The organism is Streptomyces pyxinicus, from assembly GCF_024753135.1.
GTDB classification, from domain to species: domain Bacteria; phylum Actinomycetota; class Actinomycetes; order Streptomycetales; family Streptomycetaceae; genus Streptomyces; species Streptomyces pyxinicus.
In genome coordinates this window covers 29056-44227 of record NZ_JANUGP010000036.1, presented here as the reverse complement: position 1 = coordinate 44227, position 15172 = coordinate 29056, and the positions used below count along the sequence as shown (strand labels likewise).

General features: G+C 70.9%; 10 protein-coding genes and 1 pseudogene. 6 read left to right on the top strand and 5 right to left on the bottom strand.

Annotated elements, in window-relative coordinates; translation table 11 throughout:
* Positions 1 to 12: 12 nt before the first annotated feature.
* Entirely contained in the window at positions 13 to 576 is a 564-nt protein-coding gene (locus NX794_RS31570; protein ID WP_258783008.1) for an IS3 family transposase, read from the top strand.
* 36 nt (positions 577 to 612) lie between these two features.
* Here NX794_RS31570 and NX794_RS31565 read toward each other — a convergent pair whose 3' ends face one another.
* Positions 613 to 1761 (bottom strand): hypothetical protein, encoded by a 1149-nt coding sequence (locus tag NX794_RS31565; protein WP_258783007.1) that lies wholly within the window; start codon positions 1759 to 1761, stop codon positions 613 to 615.
* Between NX794_RS31565 and NX794_RS36125 the strand changes: the two are divergent.
* A pseudogene (locus NX794_RS36125) lies at positions 1661 to 3127 on the top strand (DEAD/DEAH box helicase family protein); the annotation flags it as partial. The gene NX794_RS31565 and the pseudogene NX794_RS36125 sit on opposite strands and share 101 nt — an antisense overlap.
* A 308-nt stretch (positions 3128 to 3435) precedes the next feature.
* On the top strand, positions 3436 to 4410 hold the full coding sequence (locus NX794_RS31550; protein ID WP_258783004.1) for a helicase associated domain-containing protein: 975 nt from the start codon (positions 3436 to 3438) through the stop codon (positions 4408 to 4410).
* A 105-nt stretch (positions 4411 to 4515) separates the two neighbouring features.
* Here NX794_RS31550 and NX794_RS31545 read toward each other — a convergent pair whose 3' ends face one another.
* From NX794_RS31545 to NX794_RS31535, 3 genes are all read right to left on the bottom strand, one after another.
* Positions 4516 to 5565, bottom strand: coding sequence for an AAA family ATPase (locus NX794_RS31545; protein ID WP_258783002.1), 1050 nt, complete (start codon positions 5563 to 5565; stop codon positions 4516 to 4518).
* A 75-nt stretch (positions 5566 to 5640) separates the two neighbouring features.
* Positions 5641 to 8070, bottom strand: coding sequence for an integrase (locus NX794_RS31540; protein ID WP_258783000.1), 2430 nt, complete (start codon positions 8068 to 8070; stop codon positions 5641 to 5643).
* Positions 8067 to 8825, bottom strand: a complete 759-nt coding sequence (locus NX794_RS31535) for a TnsA-like heteromeric transposase endonuclease subunit (RefSeq protein ID WP_258782998.1) — start codon at positions 8823 to 8825, stop codon at positions 8067 to 8069. Before NX794_RS31535 ends, NX794_RS31540 begins: the two co-directional genes overlap by 4 nt.
* Before the next feature lie 205 nt (positions 8826 to 9030).
* On the opposite strand from NX794_RS31535, the gene NX794_RS31530 reads away from it, so the two are divergent.
* A complete protein-coding gene (locus tag NX794_RS31530) occupies positions 9031 to 9354 on the top strand; it encodes a hypothetical protein (RefSeq protein ID WP_258782996.1) in 324 nt (107 codons plus the stop codon).
* Between the two features lie 42 nt (positions 9355 to 9396).
* Positions 9397 to 10011, top strand: a complete 615-nt coding sequence (locus tag NX794_RS31525) for a hypothetical protein (RefSeq protein ID WP_258782994.1) — start codon at positions 9397 to 9399, stop codon at positions 10009 to 10011.
* 6 nt (positions 10012 to 10017) lie between these two features.
* Here NX794_RS31525 and NX794_RS31520 read toward each other — a convergent pair whose 3' ends face one another.
* The gene (locus NX794_RS31520) at positions 10018 to 11136 is read right to left on the bottom strand and encodes a hypothetical protein (RefSeq protein WP_258782993.1); all 1119 of its coding nucleotides are present in this window, start codon (positions 11134 to 11136) and stop codon (positions 10018 to 10020) included.
* Between the two features lie 273 nt (positions 11137 to 11409).
* Between NX794_RS31520 and NX794_RS31515 the strand changes: the two genes are divergently transcribed.
* The gene (locus NX794_RS31515) at positions 11410 to 15054 is read left to right on the top strand and encodes an NACHT domain-containing protein (RefSeq protein WP_258782992.1); all 3645 of its coding nucleotides are present in this window, start codon (positions 11410 to 11412) and stop codon (positions 15052 to 15054) included.
* Positions 15055 to 15172: the final 118 nt, after the last annotated feature.

Here is a 15172-nt window from a genome sequence, read left to right as displayed (position 1 = left end):
GACCCGGCCCAGGTGACGGCGCTCCTCGACGAGCATCCCCGCCTGGGAGTCGAGTGCGTCCTGCGGGAACTGCACATCGCCTCCTCCACCTACTACCGCTGGCGCCGCGCGGAGAAGGAGCCGTGCGAACGGCGGCGCCGCGACATCGAACTGACCGAGCGGATCAAGGAGATCCACGCGGACTCCGGCGGCAATTACGGCTCGCCGCGCGTGCACGCCGTCCTCAGACGCGAGGGCACGCGCGTGGGCCGCAAGCGGGTCGAGCGCCTGATGCGCGAGGCCGACATCGCGGGCATCAGCCCGCGCCGGAAGGGCTTCACACGCCGCGACCCCAAGGCCACGCTCGCCCCGGACCTGGTCGAACGGGACTTCACCGCACCGGCGCCGAACCGGCTGTGGGTCACCGACCTCACGATGATCTTCACTAGCGAGGGGCCGCTGTGGCTCTCGGCGCCGCCCATGGGACCACACGTACCCAGACCGGCTGTCCAGGGCCGCAGTTGCGCCCCGGCATGCGGGCAAACCCGACAGGAGCCAATAGGTGTTTTCTCTCGTCCGGGTGCGTCGCGGCTGTAGCGGCACGGCATCCGGGCCGGCCGCGCAGCCACGGCGTCAGGCGCGGCCGCCCAGGCGCCAGCCCCCAGGCGCGGGAAGCACCTCGGTAGTGATCATCTCGCCCAGCTGCCACCCCAGGCAGGACCGTGTGCCGAGCGGCGCCTGCAGCAACTCGGCGGTGTGCGGGGCGGCCATCGGCAGGCGCCGGTGGCGGCCGCGCGCCGGCCGGTCTGCCGGGGGCGGTTCCGCGCGGCGCGGCCGAGGCAGGAGGGGGTGCTGCACGGCCCAGATCCTGACCAGGTCCAGTACCTCGGCCACCGGCATCCGCCATTCGTCCACAAGCAGCGCGACCTGCTCCAGCCAGCCGTTGCCGTCCTTGTCGGTCAGGGTGCGCCGCAGGCGCCGCCGCTCCCGCGCGGCCAGCGCCTGCGCCAGCCGGACAGCCTCGGGGTAGAACAGCAGCGGTGCGACACGCAGTTCGTCCCGCCCGGTCCGGCCCAGCACACGTCTGCGGGCCTGCCACACGGGCGGGTTGAGGGAGGGGATGTTCCACCAGCACGACGCGAGGGCGTAGGCGTCCGCGAACATCGCGCGGCCGCCCGCGCCCAGCCGCCGCTCCAGCTGCAGCCGGAGCCGGTGCGCCTGAACGACCTCGGGCAGCGCGGCGAGATCGATCGCGCCGACTTCTTGCTCGCGCCGGTTGTCCAGCCAGCGTTCGTGCCGGGCGCACACGTTCCAGGTCGCATCACTGGCCAGATACGCCTGCGGGCTGGTGCCCTTGGTCTGGGCGCACAGCGCGCACACCCGTACCAGGAAGCAGCCGCGCCCGTCCCACGGCCAGTCCCACACCGGCGGCCCGTCCCCCTCCACCAGCCGGTGGCTGCGCAGGTTCGGCAGCGCGAACTGCAGCTGCGCCACCAGCCTGTTGGACATGACGGCCAGCCGCTCCAGCGCGGCCCGGTTCAGGTAGCCGTCGCTGCACAGCGGATCACCCACCACACCGCCCTTGCGCAGCGGCGCACCGAGCATGTGCCAGAACTCGTCGTACGGGATGGTGTTGAGGTCCGCCAGGCGCTGTGTGTACGAGCCGGTCGACTCACCGCCGATGAACGCCAGCTTCGACAGCCCCAACCGCCTGGCCGGCCGCCAGGTCTTCGTACAGCGGGACCTGGCCGCGCCGCTGCCGGATTCCCGGGCTGCCGCCATGCGCCGCCGCCTTCCCTCACCGCCGTGCCCCGGGCACGCCCACCTGCCCGCGGCCGCCTGCCGGATCGCCGCACCGGCGCGTCCGGCCCGGCAGGCTGTCCTGCCCGCTCCTTCTCTACGGCTTCCTGCGGGCGCCTGCGTCCCGTTTCACCGATCACGCCCCGCACGGCCCGCGCATTGGCCGAAAAACGCCGGACACGCCGCGGCCCGGGCGTGGCAAGCCGGTACATTCTCGCGATCTCAAGGACCCGAGGCGGGGTTGGGGGCGGTATTGAGGCTACGCAGTCACCAGACCGAGGCGCTCACCGCGATCGCGGCCGCCGCAGCCGCGGGGCATCCGCGCATGACGGTGGTGTCCGCCTGCGGCTCCGGCAAGACCCTGATCGCGCAGCAGGCCGCGCGGCGCCTGGCCCCGCAGGGCACGGTACTGGTGCTGATGCCGACCAAGGCCCTGGTGACGCAGACCGTCCGCCGCTGGCGCGAGGCCGGCCAGCCGGGACTGGTGCTCGCCGTGTGCTCCCTGAGCCAGAGACAGAGCGGACTCGCCCCCCGCGAGGGGCTCATGATCCGCCATCAGCGAGCGATTGCCCGCGCGATGCGGGTAGGCGGCCCCGTCACCGTGTTCGCCACCTACGACTCGCTGCACCGCATCCGCGCCGCCCACGACCAGCACGGCCTCGCTCCCTGGGACCTGGTCATCGCCGACGAGGCCCACCGCACCTGCTCGGCCTTCGGGGACGGCTGGGGCACCGTCCACGACGACGCCGCGATCCCCGCCAAGATCCGCATCTACATGACCGCCACACCCCGCGTCTGGGACACGCCCGCCCCCGACGAGCTGATGCCGTTCATGGAACGCCCCCCGCTGGCCACCATGGACCACCACGAGATCTTCGGCCCGACCGTGTTCGAACTGGGCATGTCCGAGGCCATCGAACGCGGGATCCTGGCCGACTACCAGGTCGTCATGCCGATCGTCGAGGCCGACGACGACGATCTGCACGCCATCCTCGCCGCGCGCACCCCGCACGCCAGTGCCCACCACAACGGACTGCGCAACGCAGCCCAGCAGGTCGCCGTCCTGCGCGCGATCGCCGAGAACCGGCTGCGCCGCGTCCTGGTCTTCCACAACCGTGTCCTGCTGGCGGAGGCCTTCGCCGCCCACCTGCCGGCCACCGCGCGGGAGGTCGGCCAGGACCTGCGCATCGAGGACCTGTGGTCGCGGGCGATCCACGCCGAACTATCCGCCGACTGCCGCCGTGACCTGCTGGAGGATTTCGCCGACCCCGACCGCTCCTGCGCGGTCCTGTCCAACGTGCGGGTGCTCAACGAGGGCGTCGACATGCCCGCCGTCGACGCCGTGGTCTTCGCCGCCCCCCGCTACAGCGTCATCGACGCCGTGCAGGCCATCGGCCGGGGCCTGCGCCAGCAGCCCGGAGAAGGGAAGAAGACCACCCTGGTCATCCCCGTCTACCTCCGCCGCGGAGCCGATGTTGCCGATCTGCTCAAGGACTCCGCCTTCGCGAGCCTGGTCAACCTCCTGCAGGCGCTGCGCGCCCACGACGAGTCCTTCATGGACCGCATCGCCCTGCCCACCGCGCCCCCTCCTCCGCCACCGCCGCGGCACGCGCCGTCTACTACGCCCAGCCCGAGCGCGCCGCCCAACTGGCCCGCGTGCTCGGCCTCGAACTCACCCTCCCGGCCATCGGCAGCTGGGAACAGGCCCACGCCGCCGCCACCGCCTACCGCACCGCCTTCGGACACCTGGACGTCCCCGCCCACTACACCGGCCCGGACGGTTTCGCCCTCGGCGAGTGCCTGGCCAACCTCCGCCTGCGGCACCTGCTGGACCGGCTTCCCGAAGAACAGCAGCAGGCCCTGGACGCGCTCGGAATGCTGTGGACCGTCCCCGTCCAGACGTTCGAGGGCATGCTCGAACACGCCCGGAGGCGGGCGGCCGGGCACGGCCACCTCAGCGCCCCCGTCAAGGAGACCATCGGCGGCCACAGGATCGGCGCCTGGCTGGCCGCCCAGCGCCGCCATGCCACCACCGGCCGGCTGCCCGAAGCCCACCACCGGGCCATCGACGCCATCGACCCGTACTGGAACGCGCCCTGGCCCCGCAACTGGCGGCGCAGCTACCTCCGTGCCCAGAACCTGATCCGCCTCATCCCCTGGCGGCCGGACACGCCCTTCGACACCGAGACGGCCGACGAGCACCGCTCGACGGTCGACTGGATCCAACGGCAGCGGCGCGCCTTCTTCAGCCTGGACGAACAGCAGCAGAACCTCCTGCTGCGGCTGGGTATCCCGCCCCTGCCTGACGGCGTGTTCCGCGACAGCGCCCACGACCCCGAACGCCACGCCTTCTACGAAGGACTCGGCTACCTCGCCGTGTTCCTCGCCCGCGAAGGTCATGCGAACGTACCCCGGCACCACCGCGAACCGCGGCGGCCCGCCGGCGCCGCAACGCAGCCGGCGCCCTACGCGCTGGGGGAGTGGATCCACCGGTGCCGCAAGCACCCCGAGCAGCTCACCGAGGAGCAGCGTCAGGCTCTCCAAGCCCTGCGCATGGTCTGGGATCCTGCTCTGGGACGCCGCAAGCGCCCCAGGCCGCCCCAGCCCGGGACACCCGGCTGCCCCGGCTGACTCCCGCCCCTTCGGCTGCTCACCGCCTGCTCCTCGCCCGCCCCCTGACCGCCGGCGCGGAGGTCCTGGCTGTCGCCACGAGGCGGGCAGGAGCAGGCGAACGGGTCACAGACGCACGACACCACCGAGCGGGATGGATTTCAGCAGCTGAAGGGTGATGCGCTCCTGCCCGGACCGGATCGCCGCCTGCGCCGCCTGGCAGATCAGATGGGACAGCGCCCGCATGTTGCCGCGGCTGAGGGTATGCAGTTCTGGGGACAGCTCCAGCAAGTCACCACGCTGGTGCCGGTACAGGCGCAACGCCTCGTCGAACTTGTCGACGACGAGCGCACACGTGAGTATCCCCTCATCGCTGAAGCCGATCCGGCCGGTACGCAGCACCGGATGATCCCCCCACGCCTCCTCGCCCTTCTCCAAGGGAGTGTCGGTGTCCCGGGTGAGCGGGTCGACGATCGAACGCGCCCCGCGCCCGCAGTAGATGAACGTCGCCCCCGTCTCCTCACTGATCTCATCCAGGTACTGGAACGCCAGTTCCGCCTCCACGGCGGTACGCAGCCGCTCGATGCCGTCGATGAGGACGAGCAGCGTACGGGCGTTGCGCATCGCGCCGATGACCGACGCCATCGGATTCCCGCTGTCGCGCTCCTGACCCAGGAAACGGGCGAACGCACCAGCCCAGTTGCGCATGTTGCCCCGGGCCGACGGCGGCACGCTCAGCATGATCACCGGGATGCGGTTCTCGTCGGGCCCGTACAGCTCCGAGATCCGCCGTTCCCAGTGCACACCGATCCACTTCAGCAGCGCGCTCTTGCCGGTGCCGCGCGGGCCCTCCACGATGATCCCGATCTTGCCGCCGTCGCGCTGCCGGTTGGACAAGACCTGCTTGGCCACCACCCGCAATGCCCGGGTGATCGCCGGGGTGACCACGATGCCCATGTGCCCGTGATACAGCAGCCGCGGGTCGTTGTCGGTGACCGTCGTGCCCCTCGGGGCGCAGTCCGCCAGATCCGGCGGGTTCAACAGCCTGGCGGCCGCGGTCCGCCAGGCATGGACGTTCTCGGGCCACAGGGGCGCCGGAGGGGCCAGCAGCAGCTGCTCCGGCTCGCTCAGGCTGCGCAGCAGCCGCTCCCCGTCACCCGCCAGACCAAGCTCCATCGCCGCTCCTCTCCGTTCGTCGTCGCTCCGGCGGCCGCCCGGCCCACCGGACCAGGAACCACCTGTCAGACGGGCTCACGCGCTGCCGGGGCCGTTGCCGCCGCCGTCGGCGGAAGACCGGCGGACCTTCGCGATGGCCCGGCGATACCGGGCGACCAAGTCGTCACCTTCCGCTTCCGCACTTTCCGCGCGGTCCGTCCCATCGGTCCGCTCACCCTCCCACTCCACGAGGGACATGTCCGGGGCCACCGGCCCGTTCTCCCAGTCGAGGTCCCCTGCCGCGCCCGTCGCATACAGGCCGGCATCGTCCAGGGCCAGCGGATCGGCGTCCAGCTCGGCGGAGCGGGCCAGCAGCTCGGAGGCATCGAGCGGGGCGCGCCCCGCATACGGGTCGAACTTCGCCGGGGGCGCCGGCGGCGGCAGCGGGGTGTAGCCGTCGGGCACCTGCACCCGTCCGCTCTGCTGCGGGCCGTCGGCCGCGCGGTCTAGCAGTTCGGCAAGCGCCTGCGCGATCGCCTCCTCGTCCTCCCAGCGGCCGCCCCGCTCCAGATGCTGGGCGGTGGCGATGTCCCACAGGAACTGCGTGAACGGCCGCCCGACCAGGTCCTGGTGCACCCAGACGGCCTCCACCCACTCGTTGCGGTGGTGATCGCGCAGCCACACCCGGGAGGGGTCGTTCGGCGTGTACCGCAGCTCCCACTGACCCTTGCGCTTGCCCTGCAGCCCCGACGGGGTGTTCCGGCAGGGGTTCAGGCCCTTGCCGGGAGCGCGCTCCGGGTGGTCGTAGGTGCGGTTCTTGAACCGGATGCCCTGAACACCCACGCCCACCCACGCGGTCGGCAGCAGCCGCAGGTAGTCGTCCCGGGTCAGCGGGATCGGCAGGTAGCCCTCGACGGCCACGCACGCGGCGTACATCTCGTTCGGCGTCAGCTCGGGCAGATACGCATCGTAGGGATCGGCGAGCTCGGGGTGCGGCTTGTTCTGCCACTCCAGCGCGATCCACTGCTGCAGCATGTCGTCGACCTCGGCCAGCGTCCACAGCCGCTCGCCGTCCACCGTCCGCCGTACCCGCACCGGATCGTTGCCGGTGTAGGTGTTCACGTGCTGGCTGAACATCGATTTGACGGACCCGAAGGTGCGCTCCACGATCGCCTTGTCCTGGCCCGTGCGCTTGCGGGCCGGCCGCACCGAGATGCCCAGATATTCGCAGGCGTCGAAGAAGGTCCGCCCCGCGAACACCGTGCCGTGGTCGATGACGATCAGATCCGGGATGATCACCGGCCGCGCTGCGGCGTGCGCGAACCGGGCATCGGCCTCGACGAGCTCCTCGAACGGCAACGTGGAGACGCTCGCATGGACGGCCGGATCGAACCCGGGCCGCATCGGCACCGGCACAAGAGCCTGCGCCAGCAGCTCGCAGGCGTCCACCGCCTTCGTCGCCCGCCCCTTGCGGCGCACGGCACCCACCACACCGCCCTGGCCGTCCTGGTCGCGTTTCTTCCCGCGTCGGCGCGGCTGCTTGGGGCGCACCACCGCGGCGATGATGCTGCGGGTCGCCACGCACACGGCACAGGTCAGCTCGACCCGGGCCGGCTGGCCGTCATCCCCCAGCACCCAGATGTCCAGGTCAGTGGAGTCGATCTGCACCAGCTCGCCCGGCATCGTCGCCGACGTCACCGAGTACGGCGGCACCGGCCCCGGACCCGGCCGGCCGCGAGCACCCCGGCTGCCCTGCAGATCCCGGGCCTCGATACCCAGCCGCTGCACCAGCTTGTACAGTGTCGGCTCGGCCGGCACCTTCACCGACTCCCCGTGCGCCGCACGCACCGCCCGCCGCAGCCCCTTGAACAGCTTGCGCGCGTCACTGGGCGCATCCAGACGCTGCCGCTGGCGGTCCACCAGCATCAGCAGCTGGTCCACCACCCGCGCATCGGTCTCCCCGTACAGGCGCCGCTTCTTGGTACTGCGCCCGTCCACCAACGAGGCCACGCTGCGCTTCTTGCAGTACGCCAGCCGTTTGGCCTGCACGGTCTGCCAGGACACCGACCAGCCCAGCACCGCATGCAGCTCGGCCGCCTTGGCCTGGTACCGGTCGATGAACGTGGTGGTGTCCGGGTCGTACATGGGCCGCGGCCGCGTCCCCGACGCCGCGCCGGGCGGCAGCCCGGAGTCGACCTCGACGACCGCCCGCCACCAGTGCTGCGCCGCTTCCGCCGCAGCGACGGGGACACCTTCCAGGGCGGCGAAGTCAGGCAATTCGGCCTGTACGACGGGCTGTCCCGCCTCGTCGAGGACAGCGAAGTCGGCGGCCGCGGCCAGCATGGCCAGCAGGACCGAGACCGGTGCCCGATCACCACCGTCGGGCACCAGGCACACCGTTGTCCCGTCCAGGGCGGCCACCGTGTGCAGGCCGCCGTCCCAGCTCACCCGGTCCCCCCGCACCAGCACCCCGCGCGGGGCGCGCCGCACCACCAGCGACGCCCGCTCCACCACGGCCGTGGTCATGACCGCTCCAGCGCCAGCGGCCGGCGCACCGCGTCCGGTTCCCCCGCAGCCAGCGGTCCCACCAGCGTCTGCGGCGACAGCGGCACGCTCCAGTCCATCCCCAGCCGCCGGTGCCACAGCATGTGGTAGAGCCGCGGCAGGGCCAGCATCCGCGCCACCCCGCACGTCTCGACGCCCTCCAGCAGCGGCCGGGGCCGGGCGAAGGCATGGGCCAGCGCCGCCTCCACCTCCTCATCGCCGTAGCGGGGATGGCGACGGCGCGACACCCACCGCAGATTCATCAGCGCCGCCGTTCCCGGCAGCCGCGGCGTGGCGAGCTGCCAGCCCGTGTGCTGGCACGCCTCGCGCACCACCTCCAGCTGCCGTTCGAACCTCGTGCTCGGCCCCGTCTGCGGCGGGCACATCACCACCAGCGTCTGCCCGGTCCCGGTGCGCGCGAAGAAGTCCGGCACCAGCTGGCGCTCGCGGCCCTTCTCCCGCCACAGCAACTGCGCCGACCAGGCGCTGAAGTCGGCCACCGCCGGATGGAAGTCCAGCAGCATCGCCGTCGACAGCAGGCCCAGCGACCGGCAGCCCACATGCCGCCGGTTCGTCGCCGCCCACCACCAGGTGACGATGCTGCGCTGGGAGGGATGCCGCGACGGCTTCCACACTTCGCCCCGTTCGGCGAGTGCAACACCGGTCATCTGCTCGACCGGCCGTGTCCGCTGTATCCCGCGCTGGTCCTGGTGGACCACCCGTAACTCCTGTGCCATGAACACTCCCTCAAGGCCGGCCGCCGGCGACAGGCTGCCAGACCTCATAGCACACCGCCCGCCTCGCCTCCCCGGCCGCACGGCACGTTCCGGACAGCATCCCCGCCCCGCACAAACCGGCCCGCACCGCACTGCACCGCCAGGCTCCCGCCAGCGTCAACTCCCCTCTGTTGACAAGTGATTCGCGATTCGCGATAAATGAAACATGCAGCGAGCGGAGGAGTTGCGGCGCCTGTCGGCAGGCGTCTTTGGCAACCGCTACCGGGCCGAACTCATCGCTGCCCTGGCCGCCGCCGGCGACGACGGCGTCTGCCTGGGGGACCTGGCCCTGTCCCAGCAGGTGACGTCGAGCGTCTACCTGCCCTCGGCGCACGCCCTGATTGCCCTCGGCCTGGCCGAACGGCTCCCCCCACGGGCGGGGGAGCGGCGGCGCTGGTACAGGCGCCGCGGCAGCGCCCAGGCCTGGCAGTCCCTGGCCGCCACCGTGGCCCGGCTCAAGGAACACCACACACCCGCCGGCGCGGTCTGACCCGCACCGGTCACACGGCACGCCGACCGAAGGAGGCCGGTCATGGCACCCGCAGCACCCATCAGGACCGTCGTCGAGGACGCCTCGGCCGGTCTGGTCGGCGAAGACGCGCAGACCGCGGAGATCAACCTCGAAGGCAGCCGGAACGTGCTCGTCTTCTACCGGCGTGACCCTGTGGAATGCGGGCGCCGCCGCCACCAGGACGCCGCCCCGCTGGGCATCGGCGACATCGCCGCCCTGCTTGAGCTGCCCTCCGGCATTCCCGTCCCGCAGGCCTCACTGCCCCAGACGCTGCAGGCCAAGCTGTCCCGCCTGCCGCGCGGCGCCGTGACCCTCACCGGCGACCAGGTCTGCCGCCAGGCCGTACGTCCGCTGACCGTGGATCTGGTCGTGATCCGCGCCCGCAGCACTCACTGGGAAGGCGGCCTGGCCCGCGCCAGCTGCTTCCGTCCGTTCGCCCGGCGCGCCCTGCTCGTCAGCCCGCCCGCCGCCGCGCGTGACGACCTCCTCATGCGCGCCGCCTACCTGGGTGTCGGCATCCTTGAGCCCACCGCCCAGGGCCTTGCCTGGGCGCTGCTGCCCGAGCCCTACCGGCCCCGCCGTCACACCGCCGTCGCCTGGCACTTCACCGAGCAGCTCCACGCCCGCCTGCCCTGACGGCGCTCAGCGCACCTGCTGCGCGCCCGTCTTCGGCACAGGCAGTTCGGCCCAGGCGGCCAGCTCGGCCGGAGCAGCGAACCTCTTCTCCTTGATCCGTTCATTCCACACCGCATAGCTGCTCAGCGCCTGCCTGCAGCGCCGACGCCACCACGCACCGCGGTCTGCCGCGTCTAGGGCGCACATCTGCCGCACCCAATCCGTCAACGTGCACGCGTTGTGCCCGGCTGCGGCGGTCTGCTCCGCCATGGTGTGGAACCGGCCCAGACTCGCGCCCTGGCACTGATCGCACCAGCAGTCCGGCACCTCGTCGGCGAGCCGCTTGGCCAGGGTGAAGCCGAGGAAGAACTCCATCAGGTCCGGGAACAGGACTGCGGGGCTGCCCGGACCGCCCCGCGAACCCTCGTCCTTCGGCGCCGGCGGCGCGGTACGGCGCATGCTGCCATCGGCGCCGAACGCGGCGAACCCGCCGCCCCGCGCCACGCACCCGAACGCGCTCAGGCCCGCACGCAGCACCCCGGCACCCGGCACCCGCTCCACCAGCCGTACCAGTCCCGACACGGCACGCGGCACATCCGCCGCCCCGCCGCCCACGATGAGCGCCTTGGGGCCCGGGTACCGGCCCAGCGCATCGGCCAGCCGCTCCAGCGAGCCCGCCTGAAGCCAGTGCACGTCGAACGGCACGGTCAGCACCACCCGCGGATCGCCCAGACGCCTCACGCGGTCAACAGCCGCCTCCAGCGCCCCGACCTGCCCGGCATGCAGATACCCGGTCGGCGTCAGCGCGGCGTCCGCGAAGGCCAGATGCGCCAGCATCTGGTGCTCCAGCGGATCCCCGAACAGCGGCGCGGGCCCGTCGTCCACGGCCGGGAACGGCGCTTCCTCGGTGGCGGCGGCATCCCGGTATCCGGCCTCGTCCACCAGCAGCGCGGCTTCGAACCCTTCCTCCCGCGGCTGCCCCGCCCGGGCCAGCGCGCCCGGGCCGGCCAGCACCAGCCCGCCCACGGCCGCATCGACCCGGTCCCGGTAACGTGCCGCGCGCCGGTATCCGGCGTGCAGGAGAACCCGGCCGGCCACGGCCGCAGGAACCTCACCGCCGAGCAGGCCCGCCACACTCGCCGTCATACCGCCTCCAGACATGCCGCAAGAAAAGAACTCAAAGCGCCTGAAAACGTCGCCACCGTCGCGTGCAGGCCGCCCTCGCCGCTCGGCTTACACACAAGCCGGACACGTCAACTCCCGGCACGGTAACACCACTTGCACCAGGCAAACCGCTCATCACGCATTCCCGTGACAGCACCCCCAATATGCTGCCCCGGGCCAGCCGGACCGCAGTAACGGGCGACATCTAATCTGTGCCTCGGAACATTTCGCGAGCACAACGGGGCAGGGAACGGCGTGGCTGACGCAGAGCAGACCAACTACCTCTACGAGCGGCTGACGGAGAAGAATTTCCAGCGGCTGTGCGGAGCACTGCTCGCCCACGTGTACCCGGACACCCGCTGCTATCCGGTAGGCCATTCCGACGGCGGCCGGGACATGACCCGCACCGAAAAAGACGCAATGGTCGTCTATCAGGTGAAATGGACAAGTAAGCCCCAGCAGAGCCCGGTGGCATGGCTCAACAGCGCCATCACCGAGGAAGCCGACAACATCCGCCGGCTCGTCGCCCAGGGCGCCACCACCTACATCCTGATGACGTCGGTGGCGGGTACCGCCGTACCCGCCAGGGGCTCCATGGACCGCCTCGACACCGAGCTGGCCCGGCACGCCAAGACCTTCGGCGTCCCCATCCAGGTGTGGTGGCGCTCCGACATCGACGCACGCCTGGACGCCGCGCCCACCGAACTGAAGTGGGCCTACTCCGACATGCTGGCCGGACACGATCTGGTCCGCTACCTCATCCACGGCGCCGACACCGCAGCCCACGACCACGCGCTGCGAGCCCTGGTCATGAAAGTCATCGCAGCCCAGTGGGAGGAGGATGCGAAGGTCAAGTTCAATCAGGTCGAACTGACCACACACCGCCTCGACGACCTGTTCATCGACGTCGAAGCCACCCGCCTGTCCGACACCGGCGCCCTGCACGGACTTGCCGAGCAACTGCAACTCGGCCAGGACCCCCACGAACTGGACGGAGCCGCCCAGTACCTGCTACACGCCCGTCGTCCCTTCACGCTCGTGCGCGGCGCACCCGGGCAGGGCAAGTCCACCCTGGGCCAGTACGTATGCCAGCGCCACCGAGCCGTCTACCTGAACGAAGCCGACGACAGCCCTGCTGCACCCGCACACGAACCCCTGAACGTCCCCCGCTTCCCGCTGCGGGTCGACCTGCGGGACTATGCGGCCTGGCTCGCCGGGCAGGACCCTTTCCACGACGAGGAGCGCCCTGCCAAAGAGCGCCTGCGCGCCGACGGCCAGCTGGAGAACTTCCTCGCCGCCTTCCTCGCCGCCCGCAGCGGCGGACGGCACGCCGACGCTGCGCTCGTGCACGACATCGTAGAAAGACTCCCCGTCCTGATCGTCCTGGACGGCCTCGATGAGGTGGCCCGCAGCAGGACACGCCAACGCGTCGTCGACGAGATCGACGACTTCACCGCCCGGCTCCGCACCGCGCTGAGCCCGCAAGTGATCGTCACCACCCGCCCCAACGCAGCCGGCCTGGCCGAGCCGTCAGCCAAACTGTTCGAGACCATCGCCCTGACACGGCTCAGCCCCGCACTGCGCAGCACCTACCTCCTCAAGTGGGCACGCGCCCGGTCCATGCCCGACCGAGACCGCATCGCCCTGGAGCGGACCTTCCGGCACCGGTCCGCGGAACCGCACATCGCCCAGCTCGCCGACAACCCCATGCAGCTGACCATCCTGCTCTACCTGATGCAACGGCGCGCAAATTCCGTGCCCGGCAACCGCACCGCGCTCTACACGTCCTACATGGAGACGTTCCTGGACCGGGAAGCGGAGAAAACCCCGACGGTGCAAGAACACCGCGCCGATCTGGAAGAGGTCACCGCTTTTCTGGGATGGCACCTGCAGGCACGCGCTGAAGCAGAAAGCGGAAACGGCCAACTGCCCACCCGGGAACTGCAGAAGGCCATCATGAACTACCTCTTCGACGTGGAAAAAGACGAGTCGATGTTCCGCGACCTGTTCACCGCCGTCACCGACCGGGTATGGGCCCTGACCAGCAAGGTCCAGGGGACCTTCGAGTTCGACGTACAGCCGGTCCGCGAATACTTCGCCGCCCGCTACCTCTACGAGTTCGCTGGCGCCGACCAGAGCGGCTTCGATGCCGGAGACGTCCTGCGCAGCCTGGTCAGGCGCGGATACTGGCTCAACACTCTGCGCTTCTACGCTGGGTTCGCCAGCCCCAACGAACTTGCCGGCATGGTCGAGGTACTGGAGGACGAACGCGACGCCCGGACCCACCCCAGCCAGATCCGTACCGCAGCATGGAGTCTCCTCGCCGACGGCGTGTTCACCGCCAGGGTGCGTTCCCAGAACCGGGCCGCCACTTTCTTCCTCGACGATTTGAGCGTGCGGCTCGTCTATGACGAGCTGACACGCACCCACGAACTGTCTGCCCTCAGCGGCGACCGCGGCGGCCGCCACCTCGCCGCCGAACTGCGACGCCTGGTCGCACGGGAACCTGCCTCGCGCGCGACCACCGAGCGCATCCAGCTGGCGTGGCGCCTTGACGAGCCCGCAGCCTTTGACGCGTGGTGGCATCCCTGTCTGCGCGCCGCGGTCGGCACTGAGAACGAGTACACCTGGCTGACCATCGGCGCAGGTACCCAGAGTCTGAGCCGTGCCGACGACGCGACGATGAACCGCCTCGCCTTGACGGACTCGCACGCGGCAACGGCTGCCCTGGCAGCAGGCGCCAACCCTCCGGCCGGCTCCCCGGCGGAGGACAAACTGGTCCAGGCCGTACTCGACGGCCACGCCAGCGACATCGACCATCCCGTCCCCGGCTACGCAGGCGATCTCCTGCGCGTTCTCGGCCCCCGATACTTCATCACCAAGGGCTCACCCGACAAAGCGGCCTCGGCGCGTGAGAGAGGCTACGTGCCAATCCCTCGTCGCGTGACTGACCCACAGCGCACAGCAGTGTTCAGGCGGCTGTGCAGCCGGGACGAACGCTTCACGCTCGTACAGAAGGCCATGCGAGCCGGCAAGGGACAGAGCGCCACCACCTCGGTATGGGGCAACACCGCCCGCGCCGTCAGCGACCTGTTCGGGCCGTGCTGGCTGGCTGCCGAGATCGCGGTCGTCGGTGCAGCCACGGACCGCCGCGCTTTCCTCACCAGCGGTGACATCACGCGGGACTCCGACTGTTTCGGCACGACGCCCGACTACGGGCGCCTTCTGCAGGAACTGCGCCGCAATCGCTCAGAAACCCGCTGGTGGACCGACACCTTCACCGACAACCCCGACCCGCTGTCCCGCGCCACCTGGGTGCTGGCACTGCTGAGCATCGCCGACCACGACATCGTCCTTGAACATCTCGGCCACGTGGACGAGGCGGTCAGCAAACTGCCCGACGAGACACTGTCCGCCCTGCGAGCGAGCTCCAGCCGACTGGGCGCCTCGGCCCTCGGCCGAAACCTGCCCAAGGAGGTACTGGCCACGGCACGGGAGCACAGCCTGGCCACCGTCAACCTTCTCACCCACCACGTCATGCCACTCCAACGACAGCGGCAACTGCTGACCGTGGACGAGCCGACGCTGACGGCCATGGCACAGTACGGCAGCGCAGCCTGGCCCGCCCTGCAAGCACTGTCCGAACGGATGAACAACACCCCCTCCCCGAGCCTGCTGGAAGCACTCAAAGCCTACGGACCCGCAGGAAACGCGCACGCCACCCTCGGGATGGACCAGACAGAGGCCGTAGCAGCCGTACTCGACGCCCCCTTCGACTACCCCATGGCCTGGGTCAGGGCCGCAGTCAGGACAGCTGAACGAGCAGCACTGCAAGACAGCACGTCCTACCTGCGTGACGTAGCCAGCCGTCAGCAGTGGTTCACCCCGCACGACGCATGACCGACCGCCTCGGCGGCGCAGCCCGTCTGCACCCCGAGGACCAAGCCCGCACAAAACGGAGGAACCCACCGGACACGTAAGGCCACAGCGACGGGCTGGGAGCTGCGGCGTGCACCGT